10 protein-coding genes are annotated in these 14,059 nt (G+C 72.1%); 7 read left to right on the forward strand and 3 right to left on the reverse strand.

Annotated elements, in window-relative coordinates; genetic code table 11:
* Positions 1-33: 33 nt before the first annotated feature.
* The 5 genes from C2L58_RS04890 to C2L58_RS04910 all read left to right on the forward strand — a co-directional run bounded on the left by C2L58_RS04890 (position 34) and on the right by C2L58_RS04910 (position 7,983).
* The gene (locus C2L58_RS04890) at positions 34-1,596 is read left to right on the forward strand and encodes a deoxyguanosinetriphosphate triphosphohydrolase family protein (protein ID WP_103336169.1); all 1,563 of its coding nucleotides are present in this window, start codon (positions 34-36) and stop codon (positions 1,594-1,596) included.
* Positions 1,597-2,216: 620 nt separating this feature from the next.
* Positions 2,217-5,093, forward strand: a complete 2,877-nt coding sequence (locus tag C2L58_RS04895) for a S8 family serine peptidase (protein WP_103336171.1) — start codon at positions 2,217-2,219, stop codon at positions 5,091-5,093.
* A gap of 60 nt (positions 5,094-5,153) precedes the next feature.
* A complete protein-coding gene (locus tag C2L58_RS04900) occupies positions 5,154-5,801 on the forward strand; it encodes an acVLRF1 family peptidyl-tRNA hydrolase (protein ID WP_103336172.1) in 648 nt (215 codons plus the stop codon).
* 165 nt (positions 5,802-5,966) lie between these two features.
* Positions 5,967-7,595, forward strand: a complete 1,629-nt coding sequence (locus C2L58_RS04905) for an ABC-F family ATP-binding cassette domain-containing protein (RefSeq protein ID WP_103336174.1) — start codon at positions 5,967-5,969, stop codon at positions 7,593-7,595.
* A gap of 178 nt (positions 7,596-7,773) precedes the next feature.
* Positions 7,774-7,983, forward strand: a complete 210-nt coding sequence (locus C2L58_RS04910) for a helix-turn-helix domain-containing protein (RefSeq protein ID WP_003071237.1) — start codon at positions 7,774-7,776, stop codon at positions 7,981-7,983.
* Here the strand turns inward: C2L58_RS04910 and C2L58_RS04915 are convergent.
* Together C2L58_RS04915 and C2L58_RS04920 are read right to left on the reverse strand one after the other, a co-directional pair.
* Positions 7,970-9,337: a glycosyltransferase 87 family protein gene (locus C2L58_RS04915; RefSeq protein WP_103336175.1), complete on the reverse strand. Its 1,368-nt coding sequence runs from the start codon at positions 9,335-9,337 to the stop codon at positions 7,970-7,972. The genes C2L58_RS04910 and C2L58_RS04915 overlap by 14 nt on opposite strands.
* Before the next feature lie 33 nt (positions 9,338-9,370).
* Entirely contained in the window at positions 9,371-10,225 is an 855-nt protein-coding gene (locus tag C2L58_RS04920) for an LLM class flavin-dependent oxidoreductase (RefSeq protein WP_103336177.1), read from the reverse strand.
* 72 nt (positions 10,226-10,297) lie between these two features.
* Here C2L58_RS04920 and C2L58_RS04925 point away from each other — a divergent pair, with 72 nt between their 5' ends.
* Positions 10,298-10,729, forward strand: a complete 432-nt coding sequence (locus C2L58_RS04925; RefSeq protein WP_103336179.1) for a MarR family winged helix-turn-helix transcriptional regulator — start codon at positions 10,298-10,300, stop codon at positions 10,727-10,729.
* Between the two features lie 98 nt (positions 10,730-10,827).
* Positions 10,828-12,699, forward strand: a complete 1,872-nt coding sequence (locus tag C2L58_RS04930; RefSeq protein ID WP_103336180.1) for an ABC transporter ATP-binding protein — start codon at positions 10,828-10,830, stop codon at positions 12,697-12,699.
* Between the two features lie 105 nt (positions 12,700-12,804).
* Here C2L58_RS04930 and C2L58_RS04935 read toward each other — a convergent pair whose 3' ends face one another.
* The gene (locus C2L58_RS04935) at positions 12,805-13,971 is read right to left on the reverse strand and encodes a serine hydrolase domain-containing protein (RefSeq protein ID WP_103336182.1); all 1,167 of its coding nucleotides are present in this window, start codon (positions 13,969-13,971) and stop codon (positions 12,805-12,807) included.
* Positions 13,972-14,059: the final 88 nt, after the last annotated feature.

A 14,059-nucleotide genomic window follows, 5' to 3' on the forward strand; every position in this document is an offset into this window, starting at 1 on the left:
CGTTCAGGTGAACCTGCGGATAAGGTCGGGCGCATGGATCAGGAGACCGACCCGCGGACGGCCCGGCGCGATCCCGTGGCGAACGTCGGCGGGTTCACCGACCTGGCGACCAGCCCGTTCCGGATCGACCGCGACCGGATCGCCGCGTCGCCGTTCTTCGCGCGGCTCGGCGGGGTGACGCAGGTCGTCAGCGCCGCCGGCGCCGGGCTGCTGCACAACCGGCTCACCCACAGCCTCAAGGTCGCGCAGGTCGCGCGGGCCATCGCCGAGCGCGTCACCAGCGGGCCGGACGCCGGGCTGGCCGACAAGCTCGGCGGCTGCGACCCCGACGTCGCCGAGGCCGCCGCGCTCGCCCACGACCTCGGGCACCCGCCGTTCGGGCACCTCGGGGAGCAGACGCTCGACCGGATCGCCCGCCACCGCTTCGGCCTCGCCGACGGCTTCGAGGGCAACGCGCAGACGTTCCGGATCATCACCACGACCGACGTGCGGGGGCCGTCGGCGATCGGGCTGGACCTGACCGCCGCGGTGCGCGCCGCCGTCCTCAAGTACCCGTGGCTGCGGCTGCACCACCCCGCGCCGCACCCGTCCGAGCTGGCGGTGCCCCCGCGCGGGGCGGCCGAGCCGGACGGCCTGCCGGGCACCGGCGCGGCCAAGTTCTCCGCCTACGCCACCGAACTCGACGACTTCGAGCAGGCGCGCGCGGCCTTCGCGGGCCGCGTCGAAAGCTGGCAGCAGACGGTCGAAGCGTCCGTGATGGACACGGCCGACGACATCGCCTACGCCATCCACGACCTGCAGGACTTCCACCGCATCGGCGTCCTGCAGCACGCGCCGGTCGCCGCGGAGCTGGGGGAGTGGCTCGAGCACGCGGGGGAGCTGGCGTCGCTGGACGACGAGACGCTGCACGCGGAGCTGCGCCGCCCGGGCCGCTCGCTCGAACGCCTCCGCCGCCGCATGCACGCCAAGGACGCCTGGATAGTCGACGACGACGCGTTCGCCGCCGCGGTCGCGCGGGTGCGCGCGGAGCTGGTCGACGGGCTCCTGGCCGGCGAGTTCGACGGCTCGATCGAGGCGGAGCAGGCCACGGCGGCGTTTTCCGCGAACTGGACGGCCCGCCTGGTCGACGGCGTGTTCCTGCTGCCCTCGCCGTCCACCCGCACCGGGCACGTCTCGCTGCGGCCCGCCCAGTGGCACGAGGTCCAGGTGCTGAAGTTCGTGCACCGCCGGTTCGTGCTGCTGCGCCCCGACCTCGCGCTGCACCAGCGCGGCCAGGCGGGGGTGGTGACGAGCCTGGTCGACGCGCTCGACGCGTGGCTGCTCGACCGCGACGAGGTGTCCCGGTTGCCACGCCGGCTGCACGACCTGGTCGAGCTGGCCCGGGCGGAGTACGCCGGGCTGGCGCGCTCGGCACCGGAGCTGCTGGTGGGGGCGACGGGCGAGCCGGTGACGGGAGCGGACGCGGTGCGCGGGCTCGCGCGCGGGCGGGCGGTGGTCGACTTTGTGGCCTCGCTGACTGATAAGCAGGCGGTGACGCTGTTGGATGCGCTGTCCGGGCGGGCTTCGCAGCCGTGGTCGGATTCGTTCGTGCTCTGAGCGGGGTGGTCGGGGGGCTGGGCTGAGGCCGGATTCGGGTTCGCTCGGGCGCCGCGCTGCCGCGCACCGCGCACCGCATCGCCTCCCGCTGCGCGCCGCACCCTGCCCACCGCCCGCCTCGGACTGCGCCCGCCGCGCGCCGCATCGCCCTAGGGTGCCGCATGCCCCCGGCACCGCCGCACCGCGCCCGCACCGCCGCGCCCCGCACGGCCACGCCCCCGCCCGCGATGCCGCGCACCGCACCCGCCGCCCACCGCACCGCCGCCGCCCATGTGCCGTAACGAACTTCGCCCGTGGCTTCCCCGGTTGCACAGTCCGGTCTGGCGCTTGTGGACTTCCCACTCCGTGGTCACCCTTGCCGACCGTGGTGGGACGATCATTTGTCCGCTGCGTGTCCGGTGACCGGTTCACCGCTGCGCTGAACGGCCTACGTCATCCGTCCCATTCCGGAAATTATCCGTCCTTTGTCACTCGAACGGCTGATGTTTACGGAGAACTACCGGTACTTGACTGGGTCCCGCCGGTGATCACCGGCGTCGGTCAGCGTGAGTCGGGGCACGCGCCTGGAGAATCGGAGGGCGCCCGTGCGCCGTACCCGTTCCAACAGATCGAGATCCACTGTGCTCACTGCCGGAGCCGCGGCACTGCTCGCCGCGCTCGGGCTGGTTTCCCCGCCTGTCGCGGGGGCCGCACCCGCGTCCGGTCCGGACGCGTTCAGTGAAACCGCGCAACAGCAAATCGCCGCCCTGCAGGCGGTCAAGGCGGGCCGCACCGCCGCTGAGTCCAAACTGGACAGCAAGCTGCTCGTCGCCGCCAAGGGCGTGGGGAAGCAGCTGAACGCACTGCAGTCCGGGGCCGCCGTTTCCGCGGCCGGGACCGTCCTGGTCGACATCCGCGCGAGCAAGGTCTCGCCGGACCTCCTCGCCGGGCTCACCAAGGCCGGTGCGGGCATCCGCGCGGTGTCCGACCGCTACGGCAGCGTCCGCGCCGAGGTGCCGCTCGGCAAGGTCGGCGAGATCGCCGCGCGCGGGGACGTCAAGCGCGTCGAGCAGGCCGACCAGGCGATGACCGCCCGGGAACTGGCCACGCCGGCGACGACGCCGGAAAAGACCGAGACCAAGCAGCAAAAGGCCGACCGCATCGCCGGCGAGCTGCAGAAGGCCGTCAGCGCCAAGACCCAGCGCAGTGCGGCCGCGGCCGCGCCGCTGGTCAGCGAAGGCGACCGGGCCCACAACGCCGACCTCGCGCGCCAGCAGTTCGGCGTCACCGGTGTCGGCGTCAAGGCGTGCGCCCTGTCCGACGGCGTCGACTCCCTGGCCGCTTCGCAGGCCAAGGGCGAACTCCCGCCGGACGTCGACGTCATCGCCGGCCAGGAGGGCGAAGGCGACGAGGGCACCGCGATGCTCGAGATCATCCACGATCTCGCGCCCCGCGCCGCGCTCGGCTTCGCCTCGGCGTTCAACTCGGACGCCAGCTTCGCGGACAACATCCGCAAGCTGCGCTTCGAGTCGCACTGCGACGTCATCGTCGACGACGTCATCTACTTCAAGGAATCGCCGTTCCAGGACTGGATCATCGCCCAGTCCGTGAACGACGTGACCGCCGACGGCGCGCTGTACTTCTCGTCCGCCGGCAACGAAGGCAACGTCGCCAGCGGCACCGCCGCGCACTGGGAAGGCGACTTCGTCGACTCCGGCAAGTCGGTCGGCAAGTTCGCCGGCACCGCGCACAACTTCGCCGGCGCGGCGGGCAACCAGATCTACGAGCCCATCTCGAACGCGTCCTCGGCCGGCGTCCCGGTGACGCTGCACTGGTCGGACCCGCTCGGCGCGTCCGCCAACGACTACGACCTCTACCTGCTCAACTCCGCGGGGGCCGTGGTCAGCTTCAGCCAGAACGTCCAGGACGGCACCCAGGACCCGTACGAGATCCTGCAGACGCCGACCTTCGGCGGCACCGGGCTGCGCCTGGCGGTCGTGAAGTTCTCCGGGGCGAACCGCTACCTGTCGCTTTCGGCGCTGCGCGGCCGGTTCTCCGACTCGGCCGACGGGCTCAAGGCCTACAACACCCCGGGCGTGACGGTCGGCCACTCGGCCGCGCGGGACGCCTTCAGCGTCGCGGCGGCCCCGGCGGCCAAGGCGTTCGGCCGGGCCCTGGAGCCGGGCGACCCGGCCAACCCGGCGGGCCCGTACCCGGGCTCGTTCAGCGGTGCCACCAAGGCCGAGCGGTTCACCTCCGACGGTCCGCGTCGCGTGTTCTACGAGGCGAACGGCACGCCGATCACCCCGGGCAACGTGTCCTCGACCGGTGGTGAGGTCCGGAACAAGCCGGAGATCACCGCGGCCGACGGCGTGCAGACCAGCGTGAGCGGGTTCAACCCGTTCTTCGGCACCTCGGCCGCCGCTCCGCACGCGGCCGCCATCGCCGCGCTCGTGCTGTCCGGCAACCCCGGCCTGCCGCCCGCGGAGGTGCGGGAAGCGCTGATCAACACCGCGATCGACATCGAGACCCCGGGTCGCGACAACTTCACCGGGTCCGGCGTCATCCTCGCGGACAAGGTGCTGGCCTACACCGGCGCCAGCCCGCAGCCCCTCGCGGTGGCGAAGCAGCCGACGGTCACCCCGGCCGACGGCGGCTCGGCGCTCGACCCGGGCGACACCGCCAAGGTGACGCTGCCGGTGACCAACGACGGTGACGGCACGGCGGTGTCCACCAGCGTCGTGCTCACCAGCCCGACCCCGGGTGTCACCGTGGCGCCCCGCTCGAAGTCCTACGGCACCATCAGCCCGGGACAGACCGGCGTGAACGACTTCACCATCACCGTTCCGGCGAGCCAGCAGCTCGGCGTGCCGGTGGTGCTGAACGCCCGCGTCACCTTCGCCGGGGCGCACTCGCCGACGACGACGTCCTTCGCGCTCCCGGTCGGCACCCCGTCGCCGGTCGCGCAGGACTTCGCCTACGCCGGCGCGCCGGTGGCGATCCCGGACAACAGCCCGGTCGGGGCATCGGTGACCATCCCGGTCACCGGGGTCGGCCGCGCGTCCAAGGTGACGTTCTCCGTGGACGGCACCACGTGCAGCACCGATCCGACCTCGACGACGGTGGGGCTCAACCACTCCTACGTCGGTGACCTGATCGGCACGCTGACGTCGCCTTCGGGCGCGAAGGCCACGGTGTTCCAGCGCAACGGCGGCTCGGGCAAGAACCTGTGCCAGGTCGTCTTCGCCGACAACGCGGCGGCGGCGTTCAGCACGGTGACCTCCGCCAACGCGCCGTTCACCGGTTCGTGGCGGCCGACGCAGGCCCTGACCGGCAACCTCGCCGGCGCGGCGGCCGACGGCACGTGGACGTTCGGCGTGGTCGACGCGGCGGGCGGCGACGCCGGCTTCATCCGTTCGGTCGCGCTGCACATCAACGGCTTCGTGCAGCCCCCGGCGGCCGGCGCGCCGTCGAACGTGCGGAGCGTGACGAACAACGGTCCGGTGCACCCGCTGTAACGCACCACCAGCAGTACGGGGCCGTCGCGGTGATCGCGGCGGCCCCGTACCGTTTTCCCCGTGAAGCCACGGGAAGTCGCGGGCGGCGGGCGGGCGGTCGAGGTACCGCCCGAGCGGCTGGCCGGGTTCTTCACGCGGTTCGCCGAGCGGCACGGCGGGATCACGGCGACCTCGGGAACGGCGCACGAGGTCCGCGTGACCGCGGCCGACGGCACCTCCGCGACCGCCGCGGTCCCGTTCGGGCCACTCGGAGAACCGTCCGTGGCCGGGCTCGTCGCCCACGCGCTGGTGCCGCGGCGCATCGCGCTCGTGGTGGTGCGGCGGGGGAGTCACAGCGTCGGGATCGCGCGGAACGGCCGGATCGAGGTCTCGCGCACCGACCGGCACCTCGTGCAGGGCCGTTCCGCCGCGGGCGGCTGGTCGCAGCAGCGCTTCGCCCGGCGTCGCGCGGGGCAGGCCCGGCACGCGCTCCAGGACGCGGCGAAAGACGTCTTCGAAGTGCTCGTGCCCCGGCTGTCCGAAGTGGATGCCGTGGTGCTCGGAGGTGACCGGCGCGCGCTCGACGAGCTGCGCGAGGACCGCCGGTTGGCCCCGCTGTTCTCCCGTGCGGAAGCCCGCGTGCTGGACGTCGGCGAACCGAGCCGGGCCGTGCTCGAGGAGGCCGCCGTCCGCGCGCTGTCCGTGCAGGTCACGCTGCGCGACGGGTGAGTCCGCACACGTCCGGAAAATCCGCTGGCGCCCAGCCCGTACACTGGGTTCCGTGGATATCCAGCTGGAGTGACGCCGCGGCCCGAGCGGCCGCCTGACGCTGTCCTCCAAAACGCTCCCTTCTCGAGCGCTGTCCTCCGTTCACCCCCGTCCACGGGAGTTTCCTTGATCACGGCCACCGGCCTTGAGCTGCGCGCGGGCTCGCGCATCCTGCTCAACGGCGTCACCCTCCGCATCCAGCCCGGCGATCGCATCGGCCTCGTCGGCCGCAACGGCGCGGGCAAGACCACCTCGCTGAAGGTCCTCGCCGGCGAAGGCGAGCCGCACGCGGGCGACGTCCGCCGCACCGGCGAGCTCGGCTACCTGCCGCAGGACCCGCGCGAAGGCGATCTGTCGGTCACGGCGAAGGACCGCGTGCTCTCCGCGCGTGGTCTGGACAAGCTGATGCGCGACATGGAGAAGGCGCAGGCCTCGATGGCCGAGCTCGTCGACGAGGCCGCGCGCGACAAGGCCATCAACCGCTACGCCCGCCTCGAAGAGCGCTTCGCCTCCCTCGGCGGCTACGCCGCGGAGAGCGAAGCCGCGCGGATCTGCTCCAACCTGGGCCTCGCCGACCGCGTCCTCGCGCAGACGCTGGGAACGCTTTCCGGTGGCCAGCGCCGCCGCGTCGAGCTGGCGCGGATCCTGTTCGCGGCGGCCGAAGCCGGCGCCGGCGGCAAGTCCGAGACGATCCTGCTGCTCGACGAGCCGACCAACCACCTCGACGCCGACTCCATCAACTGGCTGCGCGGCTTCCTCAAGCAGCACGACGGCGGCCTGGTCGTGATCAGCCACGACGTCGAGCTGCTGGCCGACGTGGTCAACAAGGTGTGGTTCCTCGACGCCACCCGCGGCGAGCTCGACCTCTACAACATGGGCTGGCAGCGCTACCTCGACGCGCGCGCCACCGACGAGAAGCGCCGCCGCCGTGAGCGCGCCAACGCCGAGAAGAAGGCGTCGGCCCTGCAGCAGCAGGCCGCGAAGCTCGGCGCGAAGGCGACGAAGGCCGTGGCGGCCAAGAACATGGCGCGCCGCGCCGAGCAGATGCTGTCCTCCCTCGAGGACACCCGCCACGCCGACAAGGTCGCCCGGATCAAGTTCCCGGAGCCCGCGCCCTGCGGCCGCACCCCGCTCACCGCCGAGGGTCTCTCGAAGTCCTACGGCTCGCTGGAAATCTTCACCGGCGTCGATCTCGCCATCGACCGCGGTTCGAAGGTCGTCGTACTCGGGCTGAACGGCGCGGGAAAGACGACTTTGCTCCGGCTCCTGGGCGGAATGGAAACCATGGACACCGGATCGGTCGTTCCGGGTCACGGATTGCGCTTGGGGTATTACGCACAGGAACACGAAACTCTTGATCATGATGCGTCGGTGTGGGAAAACATCCGACATCTCGCTCCGGACACCGGTGCGCAGGAGTTGCGGAACCTGCTCGGCTCGTTCCTCTTCGCCGGTGAACAACTCGACCAGCCCGCCGGCACGCTTTCCGGTGGCGAGAAGACCCGGCTCGCGCTGGCGGGCCTGGTCTCCAGTGCTGCCAACGTGTTGCTGCTCGACGAGCCGACGAACAACCTCGACCCGGCCAGCCGCGCCCAGGTCCTGGACGCTTTGCGCAGCTTCGCCGGTGCCGTCGTCCTGGTGACGCACGACCCGGGAGCGGTCGAGGCGCTGGAGCCCGAGCGGGTCATCCTGCTGCCCGACGGGACCGAGGACCACTGGTCGGCGGACTACCTCGAACTTGTCCAGCTCGCCTGAGGCGTGCGTCCATTCGGGTGCAAGATCACTCGCCGTAGAGCACTGGAATGGCCCAATGTGATCGCAATTTCGGCTGTTTCGCGTCTGTCGTCTGGCATTCCGGCGCTCAGTGTTCGATCATTGCCCCGGCAGGGGCCGATATGTGGCCCAGAACACTCTCGGCGGGAAGGCGATCGACGTGGCTGATCTCAAGAAAGGCGCGCGGATCACCGGCAACACGCGCGACAAGCTAGCCGCTGACCTGAAGAAGAAATACGAGAAGGGCTCGAGCATCCGGGCGCTCGCGGAGTCGACGGGGCGGTCCTACGGGTTCGTCCACCGGGTGCTGTCGGAGTCCGGCGTCCAGCTGCGGGGGCGTGGCGGGGCCACCAGGGTCAAGAAGAAGTAGTCGCGGACTGCTGCGCGGGGGGCGCAGCGGGAACTTCGGCCACGCGGAACGCCAGGTGGGCCCCGAGCAGGACCAGCGGGTACACCAGGTAGCCGTACCGGGTGGCCGGGGTGAGCAGGATCAACGCGCCGAGTCCGACGGCGGTGCGCAGGAGTGCGCCGGAGCCGTTCGCGGGGGGCCGGCGCACCAGCCAGACCACCATCGCCACGGCCGCGGCGCCGACGAGCACGAACGCCGCCACCTGGCCGACCGGGCCGGTCTCGGCGATCAGGTGGCCCGGCAGCGGGCTGGCCGCGGGCGATCGCACCACGCCCATCCCGAGCGGGAACCGCACGACGTGCTCGACGAACGCCGCCGGATCCACCAGGTACACCGGCAGGTGCAGGGCGGCCGTCGTCGCCACCAGCGCCGCCGCGAACCGGCCCAGCGCCGCCCAGTCGAGGCCCGTTCCGGGGCGATCCGGTCCCCGGCGCACCAGCACGAGCACCGCCAGCACGGCGGCCGCGGGCGCGACGATGAGCTTGGCGCTGACGACCAGCGCCAGCACCAGGCCCGACCAGGCGACCCGCCCGGTGGCCGCGAGCGCGCAGCTGAGCACCAGCAGGCCGACGATCGCCAGGTCCGGGCCGGCGACGGCCCAGGTGAGCGCGGTGAGCGGACAGGCCAGGGCGAGCTGCGCGGCGCCGACCGGCACCCGCGGCCACTTCAGCAGCTTCAGCGTGCCCAGCACGCACGCGCAGGCGGCCAGGGCGAACATCCAGCGGGCGTCGGTGAGCGCGTCGGTCAGCGGCGTGCCGCCGAACAGCGCCCGCGGCAGCCCGAAGATCGCCATGACCGGCCCGTACGGCGTGTAATCGTTTACCACGGGCGGCCGGCCGAGCGCGGTGACGTCGACGTACGGCGTTCCGTGGTGCAGCAGCAGATCCGCGGACCGCTCGATCACCCAGACCTCGGGCTGCGCGGCCCACGAGAACGGCGTGATCAGCCAGTCCACTCCGGTCAGGCGCCGAATCACCAGAAGCGCCAAGGGGAGGATCATCGCCAACAGGGCCACCGCGGCGATCCCGCACCAGCGTGAACCGGCTACGCCGCGCGGCGTACGCCCGCTTCGTGCGGACAGCAGCAGGTAGCCGCTGTGTGCCGCGCCGAAGCCGTACGCGACGGTGGCGAAGTTGCCCCAGACGCGGTAGCCGTAGAACTCGGACACCAGCGCGGTCGGCAGCGCGAAAGCCAGGCAGGCCAGGTAGAACCCCAGGTCCCAGCGCAGGGGGGCGGCCTCTTTGGTGCGCGACGGCGCCGTGAAGAGCCGGGCCGCGCGCCGCCATGCGGGCGCCTGGCCCACCTCCGTTCCCACGTCGCCAGGCTACCGAGGGGGCCGCCGCCCGGTTCAGCCGACGTCTCGCATGCGGGGCAGCAGCTTCGCGGCCGCTTCGGAGGCCGCGACGACGTCGTCGCGGCCGGTGGGCATCAGCACCAGCTCGGTGAATCCGGCCGCGAGGTAGCTCTGCGTGAGACGCAGGGCGCTGTCCGCGTCGGCCGGCAGCCGGAACTGCACGGCGCGGCGAACGGTCGCCGGATCACGGCCCACCGCCGCGCAGTGCGCGTCCAGGACGCGGGAAAGCCGTTGCAGCTCGGCGATTCCCGTTCCGGGCAGGGCCGCGTTGAGCCAGACGCCGGCGTGCTCGGCGACGACGCGGAGGCCGCGCTTTTCGCCGCTGCTGCCCAGCCACAGCGGGGGTTTCGGTCGTTGCACCGGCTTCGGATCGCTGATCGCGCCGGTGAGGCGGTAGTGGCGGCCTCGGTGGTCGGTGACCGGCTCGGTCCACAGGAGACGGAGGATTTCGCAGGTCTCGGCCAGCCTTTCCACGCGTTCCGCCGCCGGCGGCGTCGGCGTGCCCATCATCGCGTCGGTCAGGGTGTCGCCGCCCGCGCCGAGGCCGACGTCGAGCCGGCCGCCGGAGAGGTGGTCGACGGTCACGGCGATCTTGGCGAAGGTGCCCGGGTGCCGGTTGGTGTTGCCGGAGACCAGGCAGCCGATCCGCACCCGCTTCGTCGCTTCGGCCATCGCGGCCAGCAGGCTCCAGCCGTCGAAGACGTCACCGGTGCGATCGGGGCCCATCGGGGCGAGGTGGTCGAACACCCAGCAGCCGTCGAAGCCGGCGTCGTCGGCGATCGCCCAGATCTCGCGGAGCGCGGCGATGCCGATGTGCTGCTGGGGCGGTTTGAGCCCGACGGTGGTCATGGGGCACTCCTGATCGTCAGTAGATAAAATCATCAGCAAAACTGACGATCAGCGTAGGTGTAGAGTCTGCGCATGTCCAGCGCGCCCCTCGCCGTCACGCAGCGGCTCGGCTACCTGCTCAAGCACGCCCAGCTGCGGCTGGCCGAGCTGGCCGAGCCGCTGTACGCCCCGCTCGGCGTCACCGGCCGGCAGCTCGCGCTGCTCACGCTCTTCGGTGACGGGCCGGCGCGGTCGCAGCAGGACGGCGCGGGCCGGCTCGGCGTCGACCGGACGACGATGGTCGCGCTCGTCGACGAACTGGAGGCGAAGGGCCTGGTCCGGCGCGAGGTGGCGCCGGGTGACCGGCGCAAGCGCCTGGTGCTGCTGACTCCGGAGGGGGAGCGGGTCCGCGAGGCGGGGACGGAAGTCACGCGGCAGGCCGAGGCGCTCCTGCTGGAACCGCTGTCGGCCGAGGACGCCGAGCGGCTGCGCGCCGCCCTGCACCAGGTCGTTCGCGCGGAGTGAACGAGTTCGGGAAGCAACGGGACAGCGAGGGCGTTGTCCAGGTCATATCCGGCGAAAACCTCAGCTAAAGTAGAGGTTTCTGATCCTGGGGGTTTCCCGTGGACAACATGTGGGGGCTGTGGAGCTCGGCGATGCGCGCCGGCGACACCCCGAAGGCGCTCACCCGCGGCACGCTCAACCGCGTCGCGCGCTTCGCCCGGCCGCACTGGCGGCGCCTGCTGGCCTTCCTCGTGCTGACCGTGGTCTCGGCCGTGCTCGCCGTGTCGACGCCCGTGCTGGCGGGCAAGGTGGTCGACGCGATCGTCGGCGGCCACGACGTCACGCTGGTCATCTGGCTCGCCGTGGTGATCGCCGCGCTGGCCGTCGCCGACGCCGGGTTCGGCCTGATCGAGCGCTGGCAGTCCGCGCGCATCGGCGAGGGCATCATCTACGACCTGCGGCGCGCGGTCTTCGAGCACGTCCAGCGCATGCCGATCGCGTTCTTCACCCGCACCCGCACCGGGGCGCTGGTCTCCCGGCTCAACAACGACGTCATCGGCGCGCAGCGGACCTTCACCGCGACACTGTCGGGGCTGGTCACCAACGTCATCCAGCTGGCGCTGTCGCTGGCCGTCATGCTCACGCTGTCGTGGCAGGTCACGCTGATCGCGCTGGTGCTGCTGCCGATCTTCGTCATCCCCGCGCGCCGGCTCGGCCGCCGGATGGCCGGGCTGCAGCGGGAAGCCGCGGACCTCAACGCCGGGATGACCACGCAGATGACCGAGCGGTTCTCCGCGCCGGGCGCGACGCTGGTCAAGCTCTTCGGCCGGCCGGTGCAGGAAGCGGACGACTTCGGGGTGCGCGCGGGGCGCGTGCGGGACATCGGCGTCCGGACCGCGATGCTGACCCGCTGGTTCATGACCAGCCTGACCCTGGTTTCGGCGCTGGCGCAGGCGCTCGTCTACGGCCTCGGCGGTTACCTCGCGCTGACCGGCAAGCTCGCGCCCGGCACCGTCGTGGCGCTGGCGCTGCTGCTGACCCGGCTCTACGCGCCGCTGACCGCGCTGGCCAACGTCCGCGTCGACGTCATGACGGCGCTCGTGTCGTTCGAGCGGGTCTTCGAGGTGCTCGACCTGGAGCCGATGATCAAGGAGAAGCCCGACGCGCGTGCGCTTTCCGTCTCCGGGGGCGTCTCGGTCGAGTTCGCGGGAGTCCGCTTCGGCTACCCGGCCGCCGACCGGTACTCGCTGGCTTCGCTGGAGGACGTCGCCACGCTCGACCACCGCGGCGGGGAAGAGGTGCTGCACGGCATCTCGTTCCGGGCCGAGCCCGGGCAGATGGTCGCGCTGGTCGGGTCCTCGGGCGCGGGGAAGTCGACGATCGCGTCGCTGCTGCCGCGGCTCTACGACGTCGACTCCGGTTCGGTGCGGCTGTCCGATGTGGACGTCCGGGAGCTGACTTTCGCTTCCCTGCGGGAAACCGTCGGCGTGGTGACGCAGGACGGGCACCTCTTCCACGACACGATCCGGGCCAACCTGGCGTACGCGCGCCCCGGCGTCACCGACGACGAGATCTGGGAAGCGCTGGAGCGGGCCCGGCTGGGCGAGCTGGCGCGCTCGCTGCCCGACGGCCTCGACACGACGGTCGGCGAGCGCGGCTACCGCCTCTCCGGCGGCGAACGCCAGCGGCTGACCATCGCCCGGCTGCTGCTGGCCCAGCCCAAGGTCGTCATCCTGGACGAGGCGACCGCGCACCTGGACTCGGAGTCCGAAGCCGCCGTCGGCGAGGCCCTGACCCACGCACTGGCCGGCCGCACGGCCCTGGTCATCGCCCACCGGCTCTCGACGGTCCGCGCGGCCGACCAGATCCTGGTCCTGGAACACGGCGAAATCGTCGAGCGCGGCACCCACGACGAACTCCTGGCCGCCAACGGCCGCTACGCCACCCTCCACGCAACCCAGTTCGCCGACGAAGAACCCGCCGTCGCGTGATCCAGAGGTCATCACGCGTGATTGGAGAGCCAACTCACGTGATTGAAGGGTCGACACGGTGCAAGTGCCGTGTCGACCCTTCAATCACGCGTGTCGACCTCTGGATCACGCGTGTCGACCTTCCAGACACGTGTAGAGGGCGGTGACCAGGGCCATTTTGCGGGGGTCGTCGCGGATGAGGGGGCCGAGCTGGTTGAGGGTGTAGCCGAAGGCGATGCCGTTCTCCGGGTCGGCGGCGCCGGTGGAGCCGCCGAGGCCGTCGTGGCCGAAGGCGGTGGGGTTGGGGCCGAAGCCGCGGGCGTCGCTGCCGAGGTAGAAGCCCAGGCCCCACTCGTTCGGGAGGCCGAGGATCGCGTCGATCTCCTTGCCCTGGCTTTCGCGGGCCCGGGCGAGGGCTGCCGGCGACAGGAGGGTGCCGTCGGCGATTGCGGCGTAGATCGTCGCGATCGCGCGGGCCGTGCCGTGGCCGTTCAACGCCGGCATGACCGCCTGCCGCCACGCCGGATCGTTGGCGTCGTGGCCCTGGACGCGCGGGTTCATCAACACGGCCTGCGCGACCGGACCGGCCGCCGCGAACGCCGTGGCCAGCGCGTTCGCCATCTCCTCGGTCATGACCGGGTCGACCAGCGTCGCGCAGCGGTCCAGGTCGGCGGCCGAGGCGAGGCCGATGGAGAAGTCCGCGCCCAGCGGCCCGGCGACCTGCTCGGCGAAGAACTCGCGGATGCCCTGCCCGGCGACCCGGCGGACGACTTCGCCGACGAGCCAGCCGTAGGCCAGCGCGTGGTAGCCACCCGCGGACCCGGGCTCGTACAGCGGTTCCTGCGCCGCGTAGAGCGACGTCATCAGCTCCCAGTCGTACAGCTCCTCGACCCGCACCGGCCGGTCCAGGCCGATCCCGGGCACGCCGGACCGGTGCGAAAGCAGCCACCGCACCGGGATCTCCGCCTTCCCGGCCGCGGCGAACTCCGGCCAGTACTTCGCGACCGGCGCGTCCACGTCGAGCTCGCCCGCGTCGGCGAGCTTGTGCGCGCACAGCGCGGTCATGCCCTTGGTCGTCGACCAGACGTTGGCCAGGGTGTCCGGCTGCCACGGCCGGGTGCGCTCCGGTCCGGACCAGCCGCCCCACAGATCCACCACGACTTCGCCGTGCCGGATGGCGGTGAAGGCGGCCCCCAGCTCGCCGCGGGAGCGGAAGTTCTCCTCGAAGGCCTCGCGCACCGGTTCGAAGCCGGGCGCGCACTCGCCGTGCACGGTCGCCGTGGCGCTGTCCATCGGACCTCCTCCGGGAGCGACCGGTCCACACCGACCAGTCGGTATGTCGACGCTAAAACGGCCGGGCACGTCCGTCAAGACGTGCCCG

It is taken from the genome of Amycolatopsis sp. CA-126428, from assembly GCF_002904335.1.
Taxonomy (GTDB): Bacteria; Actinomycetota; Actinomycetes; order Mycobacteriales; family Pseudonocardiaceae; genus Amycolatopsis.